This window comes from Corallococcus carmarthensis (assembly GCF_003611695.1).
Classification (GTDB): Bacteria; Myxococcota; Myxococcia; order Myxococcales; family Myxococcaceae; genus Corallococcus; species Corallococcus carmarthensis.
In genome coordinates this window covers 1-22,416 of record NZ_RAWE01000114.1, presented here as the reverse complement: position 1 = coordinate 22,416, position 22,416 = coordinate 1, and the positions used below count along the sequence as shown (strand labels likewise).

Sequence of the window (22,416 nt, the reverse complement as noted above, 5' to 3'; positions counted from 1 at the left end):
GCCCCCTCTTCCCCCTCGGAGTTCCCCCGTCATGCTCCCATCCCAGGACAACCGCCCGCTGACCGCGGCCCAGCACGGCATCTGGGTGGGGCAACAGCTCGACCTGCAAAGCCCCGTCTACAACGCCGGGGAGTGCATCGAGTTCCAGGGCGCCGTGGATCCGGTGCGCTTCGAGTCCGCCCTTCGCAAGGCCGTGGCGGACGCGGACGCGCTGCACTCGCGCTTCGTCGCCGGCGCGGAAGGCCCGGCCCAGCGCATCGACGCGGGCACGGACTGGACGCTCCAGCGCGTGGACCTGAGCGGTGAGACGGATCCCTGGGCCGCCGCGCAGGAGTGGATGTGGAAGGACCTGGGCCGCACGGTGGACCTGGCGACGGGGCCCCTGTTCGCGCAGGCGCTGCTCACCGTGGGACCGGAGCGGTCCTTCTGGTTCCAGCGCATCCACCACATCGCCATGGATGGCTATGGATTCTCCCTGCTCGCGCGGCGGGTGGCGGAGCTGTACACGGCCGAAGTGACGGGCAAGGCCGCGCCGGTGGGGTTCAGCCGGCTGGGTCCCGTGCTGGATGAGGACGTCGCGTACCGGAACGGCCCCCAGCTCCAGAAGGACCGTGACTTCTGGACGGGCCGCTTCGAGGACGCGCCCGTGCCCCCGTTGCTCGCGGAAGCCGCGCCCATGTCGTCGCGCTTCGTGCGGCGCTCGGAGCACCTGCGGCCGGAGCTGATGGCGGCGCTGCAGGCGGGCGCGAAGCAGGCGGGCGTGAGCTGGTCCGACCTGGTGCTGGCTGTCACGGCCATCTACCTGCACCAGCGCACGGGCGCGCCGGAGGCCGTGCTGGGCCTTCCGGTGATGGGCCGTCTGGGCTCCGCGTCGCTGCGCGTGCCGTGCATGGCGATGAACATCGTGCCGCTGCGCATCACCGTCAGGCCGGATGCGGGGCTGTACGCGCTGGCCCGTGACGTGGCGGCGGAGATGAAGGCCGCGCGTCCGCACCTGCGCTACCGCTACGAACAACTGCGGCGCGACCTGCGCCTCGTGGGTGGGCAGCGCAAGCTGTTCGGCCCCGTCGTCAACATCATGCCGTTCGACTACGCCCTGGACTTCGCGGGCGTGCCGGGCACGGCGCACAACATCTCCGCGGGTCCGGTGGAGGACCTGTCGTTCGGCTTCCATGCGCGGTCGGGTGGGACGGGACTGCGCGTGGACCTGGACGCGAACCCGGCCTGTTACACGGAGGCCGCGATCGAGGAGCACCAGCGCGGGTTCCTCCAGTTGCTGGAGTCGTTGCTCGCTCAGCCCGAGCAGCCGGTGCGGCGTTCCGCGCAGGGCACGGGCGCCGCGAGCTCCGTGCTGGACGGTGGGCCGGTGCCTCCGGTGCGCCCCGTGCTGGAGCTGCTGAAGGCCCAGGCCGACGTCCGGCCGGACGCGGTCGCGCTGGAGCACGGCCGCTGGCGGATGACCTACCGCGAGCTGCTGGCGGCATCGCAGGCGCTGGCGTCGCGCCTGACCGAAGCGGGCGTGCGGCCCGACACGGCGGTGGCGGTGAAGGTCCCCCGAGGCCTCGACGCCATCGTGTCCAGCCTGGGCGTCCTGTTCGCGGGCGCGGGCTACCTGCCCATCGACCCGGCCGGCCCGGCCACGCGCAACGCGGCCATCCTCCAGGACGCGCGGCCCGCCGTGATGCTGGTGTCCGAGCGCCCCACGCCCGACACGGATCCGACCGCGCCGGGAGTCCTCGTCGTGCAGCGGCTGGAGTCGCGTGACGCCGCCGAGCCCGCGTCCGACCTGGCGGCACGGCTCGCCTACGTCATCTACACCTCCGGCTCCACGGGGCAGCCCAACGGCGTGCAGATCACGCACGGCGCCCTGGCCCACTTCGTCGCGGGCGCGACGCAGCGGTACGCCGTCGGTCCCGAGGACCGCGTCCTCCAGTTCGCTCCGCTCCACTTCGATGCCAGCGTGGAGGAGATCTTCGTCACGCTGTGCGCGGGCGGGCGGCTGGTGCTGCGCACGGACGAGATGCTCCAGTCGGTGCCGCGCCTCATGGAGGCATGCGCGGAAGCCGGCATCACCCTGCTCGACCTGCCCACGGCCTTCTGGCACGAGCTGGCCTACAGCCTGTCCACCGGCGCCGCCCGGCTTCCCGACGCGCTCCGCACCGTCATCATCGGCGGCGAGGCGGCGCTGCCGGAGCGCATCGCCCGGTGGCGGGATGTCGCGGGCGACCGCGTGCACCTGCTCAACACCTACGGCCCCACCGAGGCCACCGTCGTCGCCACCGTCGCCGAGCTCGCGGGACCTGACGCCCTGCCGTCCGGTGACGAGGTCCCCATCGGCCGCCCGCTTCCGGGCGTCATCGCCGCGGTCGTCACGCCGCAGGGACGGCTGGCCGCCCCCGGCAAGGAGGGCGAGCTGTGCCTGATGGGTGGCGCGCTCGCGCGTGGCTACCTGGGCCGCCAGGAACTGGACGCCGCACGCTTCACGCGGCTGGACGCGGTGGAGGGAACGCCCCGCGCCTACCGCACCGGCGATAAGGTCCGCGTGCGCGACGACGGCCAGCTCGTGTTCGTGGGCCGCGTGGATGACGAGTTCAAGATCAGCGGTCACCGCATCGACCCGGGTGAAGTCGAAACCGTGTTGCTGAAGTACCCCGGTGTCCGAGAGGCCGCCGTCGTCGGTCAGGTGCTGCCGGGCGGTTCGCGCCGGCTGTGCGCGCACCTGGTGGCCTCGCCCGAGCCCACGCCCGCGGAGCTTCGCAAGCACCTGCTCGCGGCGCTCCCCGCCCCCATGGTGCCCGGCGCCTTCGCCTTCGCGGAGCGGCTGCCGCGCACCAGCACCGGGAAGATCGACCGCAACGCCCTGAAGAACGCGATGCCTCCGGACGAGAGCGCCGCGCTGCTCGCCTCCGCGACGCCCATGGAGCGCACGGTGCTGGAGGTCTGGGAGCAGGTGCTGGGCCGCGCCGCCACGTCGCTCCAGGACGACTTCTTCGAGCTGGGCGGCCAGTCCCTCCAGAGCATCCAGGTGGCCAACCGGCTGGGCATCGCCGTGGGGCGCGAAGTCCCCGTGGCCACCGTCTTCAAGCACCCCACCGTCTCCGGCCTCGCGCAGGCGCTCCAGGGAGGAAGCACGGGCGGTGCGGAGGCCGGCGGACTCACGCCCGCGATGCTCGCGGACGCGGAGCTGGGCGAGGACGTGGTCCCCTCCACGACGGGAGAGGCCTGGGCGCGCGAGCTGCCGCGCCGGGGCAACGGCTTCCGCCAGGTCCTCCTCACGGGCGCCACCGGCTTCGTCGGCGCGCACCTGCTCCACCAGCTCCTGGCCCGGACCGACGCGCGCATCATCTGCCCGGTGCGCGCGAAGGACGAGGCGCAGGCGATGGAGCGGCTGCGTGCGGCGCTGGCTGGCCAGAAGCTGCCCATGACCGGGCTGGAGGCGCGGGTGCTCGCGCTTCCGGCGGACCTCTCCCAGCCCCTGCTGGGTCTGGACGCCACGCGCTTCCGCGGGCTCGCCGCCGAGTGTGACGCCGTCATCCACAACGCCGCCGTGGTCAGCGTCGTGCGCGAGTACGGCAGCCTCCAGGGCGTCAACGTGCGCGGCACGCGCGAGCTGTTGAAGCTGGCCGCCGCCGTCCGCCCCAAGCCCTTCCACTACGTGTCCACCATCGCGGTGGCGCCCCAGGCGAACCTGTCCCCGGACGTGCCGGAGGCCTTCGTCCCCGCGCACCCCGGCCTGCGTGACGGCTACCAGCAGAGCAAGTGGATCGCGGAGCGGCTGGTGCAACAGGCGTCCGAGCGCGGCCTGCCCGCGACGGTGTACCGCCTGGGCCGCGTCGTGGGCGCGCCGGACACCGCGCTCGTCAACACGCAGGACCTGGTGTGGCGCATCGTGCTCGCCGGACTGCCGGTCCGCGCCCTGCCCCAGCTGGACGTGGGCGAGGTCTGGACGCCGGTGGACTTCGTGGCCAGCGCCATCGTCCAGCTCGCACGCGGGTCGCATCCCGGCGCAGTGTTCAACGTGACACCGGCGGAGGAAGTGCGCCTGTCGGAGCTGTTCGGCTGGGTGCGCGACTACGGCTACCCGCTGGACCTGTGTCCCGTTCCTGAGTGGCGCGACCGCGTGGCCAGGGGTGCTGGCGGCCACGACGCCACGCTCGCGTTCTTCGATTTGCGCAGCGGGGACTCCACGCCGGCGTTCGGCCTGGGCCCCATCCGCTGCGAACGGCTGCTGGCCGCGCTGGAGGGCACTGGCGTCCGCTGCCCCCCCACCGACCGGAAGCTCCTCCACCGATATCTCGACTCCTGCGTCGCGCAGGGAATCCTGCCCCCGAAAGTGACGGCGCTCCCGTGACGAATCCCTCTTGGTCCCCCTCCTCCTGGCGCGCGAAGCCAGTCCGCTACATCCCCGATGACTACCCCGACCTCCCCGCCCTCGCGCGAGTGGAGGCGGAGCTCGCGCAACTGCCGCCGCTGGTGCACGCCGAAGAGACCCGCCGCTTGCGCGAAGCCCTGGGCCAGGTCGCCGAGGGCAAGGCCTTCCTGCTCCAGGGCGGCGACTGCGCGGAGAGCTTCAAGGAGTTCTCCGCGGAGAACGTGCGCGGCACCTTCCAGCTGCTGCTCCAGATGGCGGGCGTGCTGACGTTCGCGGGCGGCTGCCCGGTGGTGAAGGTGGGCCGCATCGCGGGCCAGTTCGCCAAGCCGCGCTCCAATGCCACGGAGACCGTGAACGGCGTCACGCTGCCCAGCTACCGCGGCGACATCATCAACGGCATGGACTTCAACGCCAGCGAGCGCACGCCGGATCCCAAGCGCCTGCTGCGCGCGTACCACCAGTCCGCGGAGACGATGCAGCTGGTGCGGGCCTTCGCGCGCGAGGGCTACACGGACCTGACCCGGCTCCTCGGCCACCGTCCGGAGTCGGAGGGCGCCGTGCGCCCCGTGGACTTCTTCACCAGCCACGAGGCCCTGCTCCTCAACGTCGAACAGGCGATGACCCGCGCCGATGAGGCGACGGGCGGCTGGTACGACACGTCCGCGCACATGCTCTGGATTGGCGAGCGCACCCGTCAGCTGGACGGCGGCCACGTGGAGTTCATGCGCGGCATCCTGAACCCCATCGGGCTCAAGTGCGGTCCCACGATGGAGCCGGACGACCTGGTGCGCCTCATCGACACGCTCAACCCCCAGGGCATCCCGGGCAAGCTCACGCTCATCGGGCGCTTCGGTTCGGATCAGGTCGCCGCGCGCCTGCCCCGGCTGATGGCCGCCACCCGGCGCCATGGCAGCCCCGTGGTGTGGTCCATCGACCCGATGCACGGCAACACGCACAAGGCCAGCAACGGCTACAAGACGCGCTCGCTGGAGCGGATCCTCGCGGAGGTGATGGGCTTCCTCCAGGTCGCCGCCGCCGAGAGCGTCCACCCCGGGGGCCTCCACCTGGAGATGACCGGCCAGGACGTCACCGAGTGCCTGGGCGGTCCACTGGACGTGTCCGAGGACGACCTCTCCGACCGCTACCACACGCACTGCGACCCGCGCCTCAACGCGGATCAGTCGCTCCAGCTCGCGTTCCGCGTCGCGGACGGCCTGCACACCACGGTGCGCACCCCCCAGGACCGCGCTGCCTGATTCGCCAAGCAGTCTTGACAGTTCGGAGATCGTGCGGCTAAACGTCGCGCCGTTGAAAATGAGAACCATTTTCATAATCGCGAGTGCGACGAAGCGCGGGTGGCGGTCCCAGGTGGGCGTGGCGCTGCTGTCCTCTGTCTGTTTCAGCGGCCTCGCGTACGCGGGCCAGCCGCAGACCGAGGGCACGGGCACCCCGCCCCCCAAGACAGAGGAGGCGCCTTCACCGGCGGCCGTCCCGGCGGAACCCATCATCGAGCTGCCGAAGCTGATCCACTCCGTGGAAGCGCCCTACCCCCCGGAGGCGGAGCGCGCCCAACTGGAGGCGAACGTCCGCCTGCGCCTGCGCGTGGACACGCAGGGTCAGGTGACGCAGGCGGAGGTGCTGGAGCCCGTGGGCCACGGCTTCGACGAGGCCGCGCGCACCGCCGCGCTCCAGTTCCGCTTCACCCCCGCGAAGCGCAACGGCGTCGCGGCGCCAGCGCGCGTCACGTACACCTACGTCTTCCAGCTCCCCGGCCGCTCGAAGGCCGTGGCCGCCACGCCGCCGCCCGCGCTGTCGAGCGCACCGCGGACCGCGGCGTCCCAGGATGAGGCCCCGGCCGAGTACCAGGAGGACGTCGAAGTCACCGCCGTGGGCGAGACGCGCGCCGAGCGCCGCCGCAAGTCCGCGGAGGCGGTGCAGGTCATCGAGCTGGAGCAGGCCAGCATGGAGTCCGCCGACCTGGGCACCGCGCTGGCCCGCACGGAGGGCGTGGACGTGCGCCGCGCGGGCGGCCTGGGCAGCACCGCGCGCATCTCCATCGCGGGCCTGTCGGATGATCAGGTGCGCTTCTTCATCGACGGCGTGCCGCTGGAGTTCGCGGGCTACGGCCCGGGCCTGGCGAACGTGCCGGTGAACCTGGTGCAGCAGATGGAGGTCTACCAGGGCGTGGTGCCCATCCGCTTCGGCGCGGACGTGCTGGGCGGCGCGGTGGAGCTGGTCACCGACCAGGACGTGCGCGGCACGGGCGTGTCGGGCTCCTATGAGCTGGCCTCCTTCGACACGCACCGCTTCACCGCGAGCGCCCGCCACCTCCAGGAGTCCACCGGCCTGCTGGTGCGCGCGCACGGCTTCTACGACGACGCGCGCAACAACTACCCCATCAACGTGGAAGTGCCCAACGACCTGGGCAAGCTCGCCCCCGTGGAGGTGCGCCGCTTCCATGACGGCTACCGCGCGGGCGGAGCGAGCATCGAAGCGGGCTTCGTGGATCAGCCCTGGGCCCGGCGCCTGCTGGTGCGTGGCTTCATCAACGCGGCCGGCCGGGACGTGCAGAACGACCCCAACATGGAGTCCCCCTACGGCGAGGTGACCTCCGCCGAGGGCTCCGCGGGCGCCACGCTGCGCTACTCGCAAAGCCACGAGCCGGGCATCACCGTGGACGCGGTGGGCGGGTACACGTTCCGCCGCAACCGGTTCCTGGACCTCGGGACGTGCGCCTACGACTGGTACGGCCGCTGCTTCACCACCCTGCCCCAGCCGGGAGAGATCTCCGAAGGCGGCGTGGAGCGCTACATCAACCAGCACACCGCCTTCGCGCGCCTCCACGCGGCCTGGACGCCCGTGCCCGGCGGAGCGCACACGCTGCGGCTCGCGGTCTCCCCGACGTTCGTCTCGCGCTCGGGCGAGGACCGCCGGCTCCAGGCGATCAACGTGCTGGATCCGCTCTCCGAGGGCCGGGGCGTGACGTCGCTGGTGACGGGCGTGGAGTACCAGGCCGATGCCTTCGACGGGCGGCTGCAGAACATCGCCTTCGTGAAGGACTACCTCCAGGACGTGCGCGCGCAGAAGCTCCTGCCCAGCGCCGAGTTCCTGGACCTGGGCCGCACCGCGCACGAGTTCGGCGTGGGCGACAGCCTGCGCTTCCGGCTCGGCTCCACGCTCAGCGCCAAGGCCTCCTACGAGTGGGCCACGCGGCTGCCGCGCCCGGACGAACTCTTCGGTGACGGCCTGCTCATCGCCGACAGCCTGGATCTCCAGCCGGAGACCAGCCACAACTTCAACCTGGGACTGGGCTACGCGTCCGAGCCCACCCCCGCCGGCGGCTTCCGCGCCAACGTGGGCGGCTTCGCGCGGCTGGCGGAGCAGCTCATCTTCCTCACCGCCCGGGGGAGCTACTACGCCTACGAGAACGTCGTCGCGGCCCGCTCGCTGGGAGTGCTGGGCGCCGCGGGCTGGACGTCGCCGGGCCGCTACCTGTCCCTGGACGGCAACGCCAGCTGGCAGGACCTGCGCAACACCTCCACCGAGGGCCGCTACGCGGACTTCAACGGACAGCGCCTGCCCAACCGTCCCTACCTCACCGCCAACGGCAGCGCCCAGGGGCGGCTGACCGGCATGCTCCGCTTCCAGGACGAGCTGCTCGTCACGTGGCGCACGCGCTACGTGGACAGCTTCCTGCTCGCCTGGGAGGGCGTGGGCAGCCAGGACTCCAAGCTGCGCATCGACTCGCAGCTCACGCACGCGCTGGCGCTCACCTACGTGATTCGCGACATGACGACGCGGCTGAGCTGGACGCTGGACTTCCAGAACATCACCAACGCCCAGACCTTCGACTTCTACGGCGTCCAGCGCCCCGGGCGGATCATCGCCGCCAAGTTCACGCTGGAGCGCTGAGCTTCCGCTTTTCGCAGCACCTCCACCCCCACTGAAAGGGAAGTCCTTGAAGCCCTCACCCTTCTTCCGCACCTCCGCGCGTCTCGTGACGGCGCTCGCGCTCGCCTTCGTGGCGGCCTGCAGTGACAACACGGATCCCGACGACAACAACCCGGACGCGGGCTCGAACGCCGACGCGGGCACGGACGCAGGCACGGCGACGCCGCTGTACGCGTTCGTCGCGCAGGTGAGCACCGACACCACGTCCACCAGCTACGTCATCCTGACGGAGACGTTGGATCCGGCCACGCCGCTGTCGCTGACGGCCGCCACGGAGATCAACGGCCGCGCGCTGGGCTCTGGCATCCCGAAGTCCAACGCCATCTTCGTCTCCAGCAGCGCCGGCGCCACCGTCACCCGCTACAACGTGACGGCCAGCAACACGCTGGAGAAGGCGGGCGAGGTCAGCTTCGCGGGCAAGGCCGTGACCTCCATCGGCGAGTACCAGAACCAGTTCCAGTTCGTCTCCGCGACGAAGGCCTACTACTTCGACGGCCGCAACTCGCAGGTCATCGTCTGGAACCCGACGGACATGACGGTGACGAGCAGCATCTCGCTGCCGGCGATGACCATCGAGGGCAGCACCCTCACGTTCGCCTCCAACCCGCTGAACGTGGGCACCAAGGTGCTGATGCCGCTGGGCTGGCGCGCGGGCCCCGCCGTCACCAAGCAGGCGGGCATCATCGTGGTGGACACCACCAACGACAGCGCCGTGGTGGTGAAGGATGACCGCTGCGGCTACGTGCGCGACGGCATCGTCGGCACCGACGGCAAGGTGTACCTGGCGACGGAGGCCTACGGCGCCGCGGAGAAGCGCGTGTCCGGCAGCAACCCCAGCGTGCCCACCCCGTGCCTCCTGAAGTTCGACCCGGCGACGAACACCTACGACGCCACCTTCTTCAAGGAGCTGGGCACGCTGACGAACGGTGGCGCCACGGGTTCGCTGCTCGCGGGCCCCAACGGCACGGGCTACCTGCGCGTGCTGGATGAGACGCTCTACCCCGTCCAGGCGGACACGAACGCGCGCGCCCTGGCGAGCGGCGTGGCCTGGAAGTGGTGGAAGCTGGACCCGGCGGCGGGCACCAACGCGACGCTGGTGGACACGCTGCCGGCCAGCACGGGCAGCTCGTTCCTGTACCAGGTGAATGGCCGCACGGTGTTCACCGAGTTCACCAACAGCGGCAGCACCACGAACTACCGCGAGCTGACGGACCTGACCGGCAACCTGGTGGCGACGCACCAGGGCCTGTCGTTCTCCTTCCTCCAGGTCCGCTAGTCCCCTGAAGCCTCCGGCCCCCGCGGTCCGCAGACGGCCTGTCCGTCTCCGGTCCCCGGGGGCCCTATGGACATTGGAACTCGCTGCACTTGAGCGCGCCTGTCGTCGCGAAACGCGAAGACGCATAGAGGGCGCGAGGCAAGCGGGTGACCTGGCGGAAATTGCGCGCGGGCCTCAGGTTTCTGAAGCCACCTCAGCTTTCCGAGCACGCGGACACACCCGGGGGATGGTGCCTCACAGAGGGAGCACGGCGATGGCATCGCCATTGCTCTGCTCGCGGGCCACCTCGTCCCACGGGAGCAGTCGTCCATGCACACGAACCGGTTGCGGCATCTCTTCTCTCGCGCGCTGCGGGCCTCACTCGCGACGCCGCTGGTCCTGGCGGGCTGTGGCACCGGCAACACGGACCTGCGGGGCTACACGAACATCGAGTGCACACCGACGGGTGAGCCCGCCATCAACGACCTGAGCATCCAGCCGGCGATGGACTCGGTCGAGCTGCGCTTCATCTCGAGCTACGGCGAGGAGCCGGCGACCTACCAGACCCGGGCCTCCACCGGCGAAGCGTGCGCGACCGCCACCGACCCGTCCACCTGTCAGACAACGTTGGCCGAGGCGCGCTCGGTCGACGGCTTCACCGGCGCCTGCATCCAGGTCTGCTGGAAGTACTTCCTGGCGACGACGCGCGGCGACGAGGTGAAGACCTGGTCCTCGCTGCAATCGCTCCAGGAGCTGATTGGCACCGTGGACACCGCACAGGACGCGGCGCTCCTGGCCTTCGCCGCGGGCTACCGGCTGAGCTGCGACACGCTGGATCAGGGGGCGGTGAAGCGGAGCCTGGAGGGCGGCTTCAACGTCGTGGGCACGAAGGGCTACGCGTGCGGCGAGGGCTCCGACCTCATCCAGCACGTGGTCCACGTGTCCGCCAACGGCGAGGTCCGCGAGCTGGAGAAGCATGTGCTGGAGAAGGGCACCGGCCAATGCGCCGTGGGCCGCCGGCCCGTGGGGCTGGAGGGCACGGTCGCGGGGGGCTGCGAGGACGCGCTGGGGCAGTACTTCGCCCAGACGGCGCACCTGGAGGCCGCGTCCATCCACGCCTTCCTGCGGCTGCGTGAGGAGCTGGCCCTGCATGGCGCGGAGACGGGCCTCCAGGACGCGGCGCTCGCGAGCGCGGTGGACGAGGTCATGCACACGGAGATGACGGGACGGCTCGCGCGCCGCTTCGGGGCCACGCCTCCGCCGCCTGTCGTCGCGGCCGTGCCCCTGCGTCCACTGGACGCGGTGGCGTTGGACAACGCCGTGGAGGGATGCGTGCGCGAGACGTACGGCGCGCTGGTGGCCCACCACCAGGCCCTGCACGCGCACGACGCCGAAGTGCGGGAGGCCATGGTCCGCATCGCCGAGGACGAGACGCGGCACGCGGGCCTGTCGTGGGACATCGACCGGTGGGTGCGCTCGCGGCTGTCCGCGCCGGAGCAGGAAGCGCTGCGCGAGGCGCAGAAGCGCGCGGTGGCCCTGCTGCGCGCGGAGGTCGCGGCGCCGCTCGACGCAACGCTCGTCACCGAGGCGGGACTGCCCACGCCGGAGGCCGCGCTGGCGCTGCTCGACACGCTGGAGCAGGAGCTCTGGGCCTGATCAGGTCGTGGGCTTGTTGCGCGCGGCGGCTTCGCGCGCGGCTTCGAGCACGTCGTCCACCGCGGACTCCACCGCGTCGCTGACCAGCTCCGGCGCGGACGTGCGCCAGCGCTCCAGCGACGCTTCGTGCATCGCCTCCGGATCCTGGAGCCGCGCGTCCGTTTCCGGAGCCACCTCCGCGATGCAGTCCGGGCACACGCCTTCGAGCGCCCGCGACCACACCTCCAGGTGCGTGGTGATGAGCACGCCCTCCATGGCCAGGGCCTCGCGCAGGCCCCGTTGGCCCGCGCCGCGCATCTGCGCGCCGTGCACGCGGTCCAGCATCGTCCGCATCCAGGCGGCCACCGCCTCCGGCTTCGGGCAGGTCTGCCTGCCGCAGACACGGCACGTCGTCTGCCAGGGCTGCCCTTCCATGGGATTCATGCCGCCCGCTTTAGCAGGGCCCCTCCCCTCACGCACGTAGACGTGGGGCTCCGTGAATGCAGAGAATCCGACTTCCTGGACCCACCTGGAGGCCCCCATGTCCCGTATCGAGATCGATGAATCACACGCGCAGTTCCGTGGAGCCTGGAGGCTGTTCGCGCTGGGCCTGCCCGCTGGGGAGGTCGTGGAGCGGGCGGAGGTGTTCATCACGGCGGGCAACGTGGCCTGGTCGCTGATGAACATGGCGTTCCTCACCCGGCCGGTGGAGACGGAGGCGGAGCTGGAGCGCGCGGTGGATTCGGCCGCGCGCTACTTCGGGCAGGGGCCGCACGGCTGGGCCTTCACGCTGACGCCGGACTGGCTGGCACCGGAGGTGCGCGCGCGGGCGGATGCGCTGCTCGCCACGCGGGGGCTCAAGCCGGGGATGCTCACGACAGGCATGGTGGCGGACCGGCTGAAGGAGCCGGTGCGGCCCCTGGCGCCGCTCGACATCCGGCCCGTGCGGGACACGTGGGGCCACAACGCGATCGCGGACGTGAACGCCGCGAGCTACGACATGCCCCAGGCGCTGGGCCGGGAAGCCCTGGCCGCTCCGGGCATCTTCGGACCCGAGAGCCGGGGCTTCGTCGGCTGCCACGACGGCGCCCCGGCGTCGACGACGGTGGCGCTGCGCGTGGACGGCATCGTCTACATCGCGCTGGTGGCGACGCTCGCGGAGCACCGCCGTCAGGGTGCCGCGGAGACGGTCCTGCGCCACACGCTGGAGGAGGCGAAGCGCGCGTGGGGGCTGGAGCGCACGGTGCTGCATGCCACGGCCGCCGGCGCGCCCGTCTACCGCCGCATGGGCTACCGCGACGTGACGAGCTTCTGCTCGTACTTCGCGCCCGCGAAGGGGGCGTAGTTCACCGCTCGCTGGACGGGGGCACCTGGGACCGGGAACAATCCGCGTCCTGATGGAGCCCCCCACATCCCCCGAGCGCGCTGAGCCACGAGTCCCGGGTCCGCGCGCGGCGTGGGCCGTCGTGGGCGGGGCGCTCGGCCTGACGTGCCTGTTCTTCTACCGGGCCGTCTTCAGCGCGCAGGTCTTCACCGGACGGGACATGCTGCTCGTCTACGCCCCGCTGCGCCGCTACTGGGCGGCGCGCGTGGCGTATGGCGACTTCCCCGGCTGGTATCCGTTCGACGGACTGGGGCAGTCCTTCCCGGGGATGATGCTGTCCGCGGCGTTTCATCCATCGCAGTGGCTGGGACTGGTGCTGTCCACTGGCGCGGCGATGAAGCTCAGCGTGTTGCTGTGCCCGCCGCTCGCGCTCGTGGGCACGTACGCGCTCCTGCGGCTGTACGCGGTGCCCCGGGCCGGCGCGTTCTTCGCGGGGCTCGCGTTCGCGTTCAGCGGCTACATGGTGAGCCTCACCAGCAGCCTCGCGTACCTGATGGCGGGCGCCACCCTGCCCTTCTGTCTCTGGGCCACGGTCCGCTTCCTTCGTGAGGCCACGCCTGCTCGCGCTGTCGTCGCAGCGCTCTGCCTCGGCGGCGTGCTGCTGGCGGGAGACACCTGGGCCTATGCGTTCGCGAACGCGTTCGTGCTGTTCCTCGCGCTGACGGAGACCGGGGCTCGCGCGGTCCTCATGCGGCGGGGGCTGGGGCTCGTGGCCCTGGGCGCGGGGATGGCCGCGCCGCAGTTGTTCGCGGGCGTGGCCGTGTTCGCGGGCGGCGCTCCGGGCGCGAGTTCCGTCGAGGACGCGCTGCGCTGGTCGGTGGATCCGCTGCGCCTGCCGGAGCTCCTGCTCGGGCCCTTCCTGGCGAATCCCTCCGTGGAGCGCGCCGTGCCGGAGGAGATCGTCAAACCGCTCCTGCACACGGGCGGCTTCGCCACGCTGTGGTCGGAGTCGCTGTTCATCGGCGTGCCCGTGTTCGTGCTCGCCGTGGCGGGGCTGCGCTTCATCCCCGTCCGCCGCTGGGCTCCGTTCGTCGCGGCATGGAGCGCGCTGCTCGCGCTGGCGCTGGGTTCCGCCCTGCCCTTCTATGGGCTGCTGTACCGCGTGCTGCCGCTGTGGCGGCCGTTCCGCTATCCGGAGAAGCTGGTCGTGCATCTGTCCCTGGGCCTCGCGCTGCTCGCGGGGTTCGGATGGAAGGCCCTCGTGGCCTCACCGGAGCGCCTGCGCTGGACCGCTCGCGCGGCCGGAGTCCTCGCCGCGCTCCTCGCCCTCGTGGCCATCGCCGAACGCACGGCGGGCGCGTGGTCGCATGCGTTCGTGCTCGCCCGCTGGCCCCAGGTCCCCGCGGAGACCCTGGACACGATCTCCCACGCGTTCAGCACCGCGGGCTTCATCGCGGCGGGCATCGCGGTGGGCTGCGCACTGGTCCTGCCGGGGCTCGCGGAGTCACGCGTGCGCGTGGGCGTGCTGATGGCGCTGCAACTGGGCGCGTCGTTCACCGCCAACGAGCCGCTGTACATCCTTGGCTCCGACGAGTTGCTCGACAGCCCACCGCCTTTCATCGAGACCGTGAGTGCCTGGGCCGGCCGCACCGGAACCTCCGTTCCCCGCGTGACGTCGCGCATCCAGCGCTTCCGCCTGCCGCGCTTCGAAGGCTTCGAGTACCAGGACAGCGTCGCGCTCATGTCGCGGGCCATGCTGGCCCCGGACAGTCCCGCGCTGTGGGGCGTTGGCACCGCGGAGGCCTACCTCCCCGCCGCGAGCCCACGCGTGCTGCACCTCCAGGACGCGACCCCCGGCCTCTTCACGGAACTGCTGCCCGTCTTCGGCGTGCGCTTCAGCGCGTACACCCAGGCCGACCACGGCGCGCTGAAACACAAACCCGGCGCCGTCGTGGCGGAGGATCCCGCCTTCGAGCTGCTGCTGGTGGAACACCCGGACGCACGGCCGCGCCTGTCTCTCGCGAAGCCCCGATGCGTCCCGGACGCGGCGGCGGCGCTCGCGCTCCTGCGCGATCCATCCTTCCGCGCGAGTGCACAGGCCGCGGTGGAATGCGGCGGCCTGGCCCTCACGTCCGCGAGCGACGCGCCCCTGGAAGGGCCCCTCCCCATCGAACGGGATACGCCCGAGCACCTCATCGTGCACGTGGATGCCTCCGAGGACGCGGTGCTGTTGATCAACGACGCCTGGCAGCCCGGCTGGACGGCGTTCCTCGACGGCGCTCTCACCCACCTGCTCCCCGCGAACGTGGCGGTGCGTGCCGTGCCCACGCCCCGAGGCCCCCACCGCGTCGAACTGCGCTACCGGGCGCCGGGCGTGCTTCCAGGCGTCTGTGTTTGCGCCGCGACCTGCCTGGGACTCGCCGTGGCTGAAGTCCTGCGCCGCCGGCGGTTTCCCCGGAAGACCGGCGCGCTCCCAGGAGTTGGGAGCTGACCTCACGCGTCAACGCCGCGCGGCGGCGCCCCAAGGGTCCTCCATTCAACGCTGGATGAATCCCACACAGGGGCTCGGGGTTTGGACCGGAGCCCTCGCTGCATAGCTTGGCCTCCCCCCACACCCCGGACCTCCACCGTGGCGATTCTTCCGCGCACCGACGTGCGTCGTTCCACCTTCGCGCTTCTCGGCGCGCTCCTCATCCTGACCTCCGCCTCCGCGCACGCGCAGTCCGCGCCCACACCGCTGGAGGACAACCGCACCATCACGCTGGGTTACATCGACATCGCGTATGAGCTGGGCGGCATCATCGACCCCACGCTGCAACCCGGTGGCACCAGCAGCGCGCGTCCCAATTGGTTCACCTTCGCGCCGCACGCGTCCCAGGCCGGCGGCAAGGGCATGTACAGCGCGGCGCTCGCGCGGCACTTCATCGACGCCGCGCGGCTGCAGCCCTCGCTGTCGCTGACGAACGCGTTGGACCGGCTGGGGCTGAGCGGCGTGCTTCGGCTCCGGCTGCAGGACCTGTCCCTCCAGCTCATCGCGCAGGGCCTGAGCGTGGACGCGGCCACGGCCCTCAGCGTGCTGACGAGCTCGCTCAACGTCGCGGCGCTCGCGGACACGCGCACCCTGCTGGCCACCGCGTCGCGCATGGGCGCGCTGTACTCGAGCGCCCCGGGCCTCACGCCGCTCGACAAGGTGGAGGTCATCGTCATCACGCTGGAGCGCACGCTCCACGAGGGCAACCTCGCCATCTTCAACGACATCGGCGGTTCGGCGCGGCTGTACCTGGACTGGCGTGCTGGCGCCACCGGGCCCATCACGCCCGCGCGCGTGCTCGCCGAGTTCACCCTGGTGGACGCCGTCAACACGGAGGCGCAACAGGCGTATGCCTACGCCATCGCGCACGCGGAGGACTCGCCGCGTCCCACGCGCATGGACCTGCTCTTCCCCGGCATGCACTGGAAGAGCCTGCTCGTCGCCGCGTTCGCGCTCTACGAGGACGCCCGGCTGGCGCCCACGCCCGCGCGCCGCGACGCGCTCATCGCCATGGGCACCAACTTCGTCGCGTGGCGTGAACAGCGCGACCAGGCCCAGCCCGTCTTCACGCCCGCGGGTTCGCCCACCGACGAGGTGTCCCGCTCGGGCGTACTCCAGGCGCTGACGCCCTTCCTGATGACGGACTTCGGCACGGTGCGCTGGGCCTACGCGGACTATGCGTATGCCCAACCGGACCGCGACGGAAACCCGCTCACCTCCCCGCCGTGCGAGTACAGCTGGGCGGACTTCTGGGACCGGTGGAACGGCATCCTCTTCGCGTTCGACCAGGCATACGCACGGCCCACGGAGTTGTGGGTCATGCCTGAACCCCTCACGGATCCGCTGGGCTGACAGACGGCCGGGACATTCCTCGCGCTCGCTTGACGGGCGCGGGGACCGTGCGGGAGCGTGTAAATCCGATGACTCCCCTGCCCGGTGGTCCGTTCGACCCTGCTCACCACGCGTCCCAGGACACCCCGTCCGCTCCGGGCCCGACCTCTTCGCGCATAACGAAGGACACCCACCTGCCCCCGCTTCCGGCCGACGAGGCCAGCATGTCCGCGCAAACCCGCCTGCAGGTCCTGCGGGAGATGATGGCCGAGGCGTTCCTGGCGCTCGACGCGCAGGGAACCATCCATGAGCTCAACCACCGCGCGGCGTCGCTGTTGGGCCTGCCCTATGGCACCTGCGAGGGCATGACGCCGTGGGCGGCGCAGCCGATGCTGGCCGGCACGTCGCTGCACGAGCGGCTGTTGGACGCGCTCACCACGCGCGAGCCCGCGCGGTTCCTGTCGGAGCTGCCGTCGGGTGTCTGGCTGGAGCTGTCCGTGCGGCCGGTGGGCGGAGAGACGTGGGTGCTGGCCACGGACATCACCCGCCGGCAGCGCGCGGAGACCGAGGTCGCGCGCACCGAGGAGCGCTTCCGCCAGTTGGGCGAGCGGTTCCAGGTGGCGCTGGAGTCCGCGCAGATGGCGGTCTGGGAGACGAACCTCGTCACCGGGCAGGTGTTCCGTTCGGAGGGGCATGACCGGCTCTACGGCTACCCGCAGCCGCTGGCGGAGTGGACGCACGAGCAGTTCCTGGCGTCGCTGCATCCGGACGACCGGCCGGCGGTGGAAGCGCAGGTGACGGCCATCTTCCACAACGACGTGCTGTCGTATTCCTCCACCTTCCGCACGCACTGGCCGGACAACTCGTGGCACTGGCTCATCAGCCGGTCGCGTGTCATCCGCGACGCGAACGGCAAGGTGATGGTGGTGCGCGGGGCCATCCTGGACATCACCGCGCTGAAGGAGACGGAGCAGGCGTTGCACGAAGCGGTGCGCACGCGCGACGACTTCCTGTCGGTGGCGAGCCACGAGCTGCGCACGCCGCTCACGTCCCTGCGCTTGCAGGTGGACCTGCTGCGGCGCATGTCCGAGGCCAAGGGCCACGAGCCCGTGGGCTCGGAGAAGGTCAAGGTGCGGCTGGACGCGGCGGACCGGCAGCTCAAGCGGCTGGCCGCGCTGCTGGACAACCTGCTGGACGTCAGCCGCATCCGCACGGGCAAGCTGGACTTCGAACTGGTGAGCGGAGACCTGGCGCCGTTGGTGCACGACCTGGTGGCGCGCTTCGAGGACGAGGCGAAGCAGGCCGGGGTGGAGCTGGACGCGCGCCTGGAAGGGCCTGCGCCGTGCCGGTTCGACAGGCTCCGGATGGAGCAGGTGGTGAGCAACCTCATCGCCAATGCGCTTCGCTACGGACAGGGCACGCCGGTGCAGGTGGCGCTGCGGCAGCAGGAGGGGCACCTGCGGCTGACGGTGCAGGACGGAGGCCCAGGAGTCCCCGCCGCCGAGCGCGAGCGCATCTTCCAGCGCTTCGCCCAGGTCCAGGGCTCCGCGCGCACGGGGGGCCTGGGGCTGGGGCTCTATATCGTGCGGCAGATATTGGAAGCGCACGGCGGCCGCGTCTGGGTGGAGGACGCGCCTGGCGGCGGCGCGGCGTTCGTGGTGACGTTGCCGGTGGAAGGCGCGTAGGCGCGGCGCACGCGGCTTCAGCGCGGGATGTACGTCCCCTCGCGGTAGGCGGGGCGATCCAACTGGACGGTATGCACCTGCGTGTCATCCAGGATCAGGTGCATGCGCGCGATCGAGTCCCCTCCGTCCACCTCGTCCCGGACGAAGACCGTGTATTCCCCCAGCGGCAGGTGCCTGAAGCTGAAGCGCGCGGCCACCATGAACGGCGGTACCCCCGCGTCCAGGTCCCATGAGTCGGCTTCCATCCCCGGCCCCATGCCCGCCCGGAGGAGCGCATTCAGCGCCTGGGCCGAGCCAGGCAAGGGCACGTCCCCCGGCAGGAGGAACGCTGTCACGAACTCACGCGTGGCCTTGACGTCCACGCGCGCCGTGCCCGGCCCCTGCCGTGCTTCGATGTCCAGGGTCGGATGCGAGGCCGGGGCCGGACGGATCCTCCTCGGTGAGAAGGACACCGGGGGCGGATGAAGCGTGGACACATTCAGGAGACTCGCCGTGGCATGAACGAAGCACTCGCGGTCGCCTGGCACCGGCATCGAGTAGCGGCCCGCGACGTCGGTTCTGGACGCCACCTCGAAGCCGCCTTCGCAGCGGGCCACCACGCTCACCTCCGCCACGGGAACCGTCCCGCCGTCCGTCACATCGCCCTGGAGCTCGGCATCGGCCACGAGCCGCAATTTCACCGAGTCGTCCTCGGGGCCAAGCGGCTGGAGCACCGTTCCCCTTCCCTTCGCGTGCACGCGGATCATCTGGGCCCGGGAAGCCACGTGCTCGAACTGGAAACGGCCGTCCTCATCGGTCACGGTCATTCGCGGACCATGCCTGCCGCGAACCTCCAGGTCGAACTCCTCCAGGAGTTCGACCTCCTGCCCCGCCACCTTCGTCGAGCCGTCGGCCGCGACGAGGCGCCCCTCGACGGTGCGGCCCACGTCGAGGATGACGTCCGGAACAGTCAGCGTTTCACCCACGCGGCCTTCGGTGCGAACCAGCGCGGGAGCGAAGCCGTGGACATTTCCAATGACCCATTGGGCGCGGCCTGACGCGGAGACGTACTGGGTGTACTCGCCGCGTGGATTCGGCATGCCGTGTCCGTCGATTTCGAAGAAGGTCACGGGCCGCCCATCCGGGTGGACGACGCGTCCCTTCAAGGCGCCACCGCTGGAGGAGAATACCCACGGCGCGTCCGGCCCCGAGGGCGGGCGTGCTTCCCGTTCCCCGCTCGTCCTGGCGTCGGTCTCCGACCAGGTCAGCAAGAAAGGGGTCTGGAAGACGAAGGGAATGGCGAAGGAGCCATCGGACTCCGTGCGGGCCATGCACCTGCCGCTCATGCCCTCGCCACCGGTCCCCCCCATCCAGGCCGTCACCGTGCCGTTGGCGAGCGGGCGCCCCTTCTGGTCCACGGCGCGCCCCCGCCACGGTCCACCCTCCGGAACACCCTCGAAGCTCACCGTCGTTTCCCGCCACGTGCCCGGAAGGACCTGGCTGTCGATGGTGCGCCGCCACTCACAGCCTGGCATCGGTTCGTACCGGCCCGTGATGCGGTAGAGCTCGGCGGGGAGTTTCTCGAAGAGGACGGCGTTTGGGACGTCCTTCCGGAACAACGGGAAGCTGCGGACTTCGCCCATCCCCTCCATGGAAACAGGGCCTCCTGGCAACGGCCTTCCCTGGGGATCCAGCACCCGGACCTGGAGCGAGCTGAGCCCCCACATCATCAACTTCAACTCTGCTTCCGGTGCTCGACGCAGCAGGTGGACGGGGCTCCATCCGCCCTTCTCTGCGTGAAGCTGAAGCCACCCGTCTCCAGCGGGCACACCGTCGAACCGGAAGCGCCCCTGCTCGTCACTCTCGGTTCCCGGCAGTGGCTCCAGGATGTCTTCGATCGGAAGGGTCTCGAGGCGGAGGCGGACGCCTTCGATGGGTTGCCCCTTCATGTCGACCACGCGGCCCGCGAAGGGAACCGCACGCGCCATGGACAGGTCCCACCGGGTCTCCCTGTCGAAGGGAATCCGCACGTCCGTGCGAATCACGCGCACGAAGCCAGGGGCCTCCGCCTGGGCCACGTAACCACCTGGCATGAGGCGGAGCTGGGCTGTCCCGTTCACATCCGTGACGCCCGTCCCGGAGACCTCCGAGCCGCGATCCGCTCGCCGGGCCCGCAGCGTCACCCCGGAAATCGGTTGTCCCTGCGCATCGACGGCCCGGACGGTCAGCGTCCTTTCCGCCATCGGCATCCGCGGCTTCACCGGAACCGGAACCGGCGCCGACGCGCACCCGAGCACCACGACCACGGCCAAGAGCCCCACCCAGCTCCATCGCATGCGCCCAACGCTAACAGGCGAGCACGAACGCCAGACAGCCCCTCAGCCGAAGCGTTCGCGGAAGGTGCTCAGGTTCGGCCCCTTCCCACCGCGCTCGTACACCGCGAACACCACGCGGCTGAACGCGCCCGCCATCGTGGACAACCCTCGCGCGAAGGCCTCCGCCGCGTCGCGCGGGTTGTTGCGGAACGCCCCGCAGCCCCACGCCCCCAGGATGAGCGTGCGGTGCCCGTGATGCGCCGCCACCTGCAACACCTTGAGCGCCCTCGCGCACAGCACTTCGCGCAGCTGCTGCGCGACCTCCGGGTCCTTCGCGGGCAGCTCCCTTGCGTTGGGCGCGGGCGCCGTGAGCAGCGACACGTGGAAGGGCCGCTCCAGCAGGTCGTAGTGCTCGTTGCGGAAGAACGGCACGTCCGGCGAATAGATGAAGTGGTCCGTGTACAGCGGCGAGCGCAGCTTGCGGTTCACGTCGTAGTACTCCGGCCACTTCAGCAGGCACGGGTACAGCGCCGAGCACCGCGCCAGGTCCTCCTCCTGCGCCTTCGCGCCCGTGAGGAAGCCGCCGCCCGGGTTCACCGCCGACGCGAAGTTGAGCGCCAGCACCCGCGACTCACCCTCCTGCTCCACCAGCCGGCGCGCGGCGTCGCCCGTCTTCTCTGGCGTCACCTCGATGGTGAAGCCCGGCACCGGCGAGGGCCGCGTGAGGTGTTCGAAGTCGCCGGGGCGCACCAGCAAGCTGCCCTGGACCGCGTGCGACACCGCGTCGCGAATGGATACTTCCCTCCCGGAGAGCGGCACGTAGGTGCCCTGCTCCAGGATGTGAAGGGTCTCGTCCGCGACGCGGGTCAGCGGCATGGCGTCACTCGCAGCCGATGCGCTCGGGCGCCACCGCGAGGTCGTCGATCCACGTCTCCGACGCGGAGTCGCCCTTCGGGTGCACGAAGCCGTAGCCCACTCCGAAGTTGGTGAAGGGCCGGATGCCCACGTTCGGGAAGTCGTAGGCCTGCTTCCCGTCCACCCACACCAGCGCGTGGCCCGTGGTGGCGGAGCTGTTGGCCCGCTCCACGCCCCACTCGATGCACGTCCATTTGTTGGGCGACACCGTCACCTTCGTGTCCTCCTGAAGGTTCCAGCCCGTGCCCTTGATGCCGCTCCAGTCATCCAGCGCGAAGGCGCCGTTGTGCATCCCCTGGAGTTCGATACCGCCGAAGTCGTTGTCCTTCGGCGAGAAGAGGATGAAGTACGTCCCCATCACGCCCTCCGGCGAGGCCCGGCTCAGGTACACGTACGCGCGCGTGTAGAGCTTCGTGCCGAACGCCGGGATGTCCTTGCGCAGGTGCGCGATGGCCTGCTGATCCCCGGGACCCGTGTCCTCGTTGTAGCCCGGGTCCGTCTTCACGTGCACCGCGCCGCTGCCGGAGCGGGTGCGCGTGCCATCGACGGCGATGGTGGCGTGGTGGTTCTCGTCCGGCTGCTTCCAGCCGTTCTCCCCCTTGTCGAAGTTCTCGCAGATGATGGCGGAGGCAGGGCACTGGCCGTTGCCCGTGCTCGTGCCGGCGTCGGTGCCAGCATCCGTGCTCGTGCCCGAGTCCGGCGTGTTGTCCGTCTTGTCGTCGTCGCCGCAAGCCGACAGCGCGCCCACCGCGAGGGAAGCCATCATCAACGCCAGTGCCGAAGTCGAACGCATGAGTCCTTCCAGGAAGAGACGCCGCGCCCTCGCGCTCCTGCCGCCGGGACGGGACGTGTCTCCGTCCTAACACGGCCCCCCGTCTTCCTTCGAATGGGGCCCGCCAGACCCCGGCGGCCGCGGCAGGCGGGCAGGCGGTGGTGGCAGGCCCCCTGGGGCCATGCGGATGTCGGCCAGTGATGGATGCGCGCGTCGCGCGATCACAAGTGCTCACTAGCGGCGCACCGCCCTGCCCGGCAGGTGCGCGTTGCCCTTCTGGCCCGTACTGCTTTCCATATGAAACGCCAGCGGCACGGGCGTCACCCTCACGGGCAGCAGGAGGGGTGGGAG

At 71.1% G+C, this 22,416-nt stretch carries 13 protein-coding genes; 9 read left to right on the top strand and 4 right to left on the bottom strand.

Translation table 11 applies throughout. The annotated features are described in order from the left end of the window. Window positions 1-31 precede the first annotated feature (31 nt). The 5 genes from mxcG to D7X32_RS26525 all read left to right on the top strand — a co-directional run bounded on the left by mxcG (window position 32) and on the right by D7X32_RS26525 (window position 11,234). Window positions 32-4,351 (top strand): myxochelin non-ribosomal peptide synthetase MxcG, encoded by a 4,320-nt coding sequence (mxcG, locus tag D7X32_RS26545; RefSeq protein ID WP_120605367.1) that lies wholly within the window; start codon window positions 32-34, stop codon window positions 4,349-4,351. Next, entirely contained in the window at window positions 4,348-5,628 is a 1,281-nt protein-coding gene (locus D7X32_RS26540) for a 3-deoxy-7-phosphoheptulonate synthase class II (protein WP_120605366.1), read from the top strand. Before mxcG ends, D7X32_RS26540 begins: the two co-directional genes overlap by 4 nt. A 118-nt stretch (window positions 5,629-5,746) precedes the next feature. Then, window positions 5,747-8,284 (top strand): TonB-dependent siderophore myxochelin receptor MxcH, encoded by a 2,538-nt coding sequence (gene mxcH / locus D7X32_RS26535; RefSeq protein WP_244239191.1) that lies wholly within the window; start codon window positions 5,747-5,749, stop codon window positions 8,282-8,284. 46 nt (window positions 8,285-8,330) lie between these two features. Continuing rightward, on the top strand, window positions 8,331-9,599 hold the full coding sequence (locus D7X32_RS26530; RefSeq protein WP_120605364.1) for a DUF4374 domain-containing protein: 1,269 nt from the start codon (window positions 8,331-8,333) through the stop codon (window positions 9,597-9,599). A 309-nt stretch (window positions 9,600-9,908) separates the two neighbouring features. After that, window positions 9,909-11,234 (top strand): ferritin-like domain-containing protein, encoded by a 1,326-nt coding sequence (locus D7X32_RS26525; RefSeq protein ID WP_120605363.1) that lies wholly within the window; start codon window positions 9,909-9,911, stop codon window positions 11,232-11,234. Here the strand turns inward: D7X32_RS26525 and D7X32_RS26520 are convergent, their stop codons facing one another. Beyond that, the gene (locus tag D7X32_RS26520; protein WP_147450270.1) at window positions 11,235-11,657 is read right to left on the bottom strand and encodes a hypothetical protein; all 423 of its coding nucleotides are present in this window, start codon (window positions 11,655-11,657) and stop codon (window positions 11,235-11,237) included. It lies immediately after the preceding gene. A gap of 97 nt (window positions 11,658-11,754) precedes the next feature. On the opposite strand from D7X32_RS26520, the gene D7X32_RS26515 reads away from it, so the two are divergent. The 4 genes from D7X32_RS26515 to D7X32_RS26500 all read left to right on the top strand — a co-directional run bounded on the left by D7X32_RS26515 (window position 11,755) and on the right by D7X32_RS26500 (window position 18,084). Next, on the top strand, window positions 11,755-12,558 hold the full coding sequence (locus tag D7X32_RS26515) for a GNAT family N-acetyltransferase (RefSeq protein WP_120605361.1): 804 nt from the start codon (window positions 11,755-11,757) through the stop codon (window positions 12,556-12,558). Window positions 12,559-12,679: 121 nt separating this feature from the next. Beyond that, window positions 12,680-15,028, top strand: a complete 2,349-nt coding sequence (locus D7X32_RS26510) for a hypothetical protein (protein WP_120605360.1) — start codon at window positions 12,680-12,682, stop codon at window positions 15,026-15,028. Between the two features lie 138 nt (window positions 15,029-15,166). After that, entirely contained in the window at window positions 15,167-16,420 is a 1,254-nt protein-coding gene (locus D7X32_RS26505) for a hypothetical protein (protein ID WP_120605359.1), read from the top strand. A 203-nt stretch (window positions 16,421-16,623) separates the two neighbouring features. After that, window positions 16,624-18,084 (top strand): PAS domain-containing sensor histidine kinase, encoded by a 1,461-nt coding sequence (locus D7X32_RS26500; protein WP_120605358.1) that lies wholly within the window; start codon window positions 16,624-16,626, stop codon window positions 18,082-18,084. 17 nt (window positions 18,085-18,101) lie between these two features. On the opposite strand, the gene D7X32_RS26495 is transcribed toward D7X32_RS26500, so the two are convergent. The 3 genes from D7X32_RS26495 to D7X32_RS26485 form a co-directional block, all read right to left on the bottom strand. Then, window positions 18,102-20,312 (bottom strand): carboxypeptidase-like regulatory domain-containing protein, encoded by a 2,211-nt coding sequence (locus D7X32_RS26495; protein WP_244239190.1) that lies wholly within the window; start codon window positions 20,310-20,312, stop codon window positions 18,102-18,104. A gap of 129 nt (window positions 20,313-20,441) precedes the next feature. Beyond that, window positions 20,442-21,254, bottom strand: a complete 813-nt coding sequence (locus D7X32_RS26490) for a TIGR02452 family protein (protein WP_120605356.1) — start codon at window positions 21,252-21,254, stop codon at window positions 20,442-20,444. A 4-nt stretch (window positions 21,255-21,258) separates the two neighbouring features. Further along, a complete protein-coding gene (locus tag D7X32_RS26485) occupies window positions 21,259-22,086 on the bottom strand; it encodes a hypothetical protein (RefSeq protein ID WP_120605355.1) in 828 nt (275 codons plus the stop codon). Between the last annotated feature and the right edge of the window lie 330 nt (window positions 22,087-22,416).

Excerpts from the sequence above, each read along its gene's own strand:
- D7X32_RS26495 (WP_244239190.1), bottom strand. The coding sequence starts at position 20,312 with ATGCCGATGGCGGAAAGGACGCTGACCGTCCGGGCCGTCGATGCGCAG.
- D7X32_RS26525 (WP_120605363.1), top strand. The coding sequence starts at position 9,909 with ATGCACACGAACCGGTTGCGGCATCTCTTCTCTCGCGCGCTGCGGGCC.
- D7X32_RS26500 (WP_120605358.1), top strand. The coding sequence starts at position 16,624 with ATGTCCGCGCAAACCCGCCTGCAGGTCCTGCGGGAGATGATGGCCGAG.
- D7X32_RS26485 (WP_120605355.1), bottom strand. The coding sequence starts at position 22,086 with ATGCGTTCGACTTCGGCACTGGCGTTGATGATGGCTTCCCTCGCGGTG.
- D7X32_RS26520 (WP_147450270.1), bottom strand. The coding sequence starts at position 11,657 with ATGAATCCCATGGAAGGGCAGCCCTGGCAGACGACGTGCCGTGTCTGC.
- D7X32_RS26515 (WP_120605361.1), top strand. The coding sequence starts at position 11,755 with ATGTCCCGTATCGAGATCGATGAATCACACGCGCAGTTCCGTGGAGCC.
- D7X32_RS26490 (WP_120605356.1), bottom strand. The coding sequence starts at position 21,254 with ATGCCGCTGACCCGCGTCGCGGACGAGACCCTTCACATCCTGGAGCAG.
- mxcG (WP_120605367.1), top strand. The coding sequence starts at position 32 with ATGCTCCCATCCCAGGACAACCGCCCGCTGACCGCGGCCCAGCACGGC.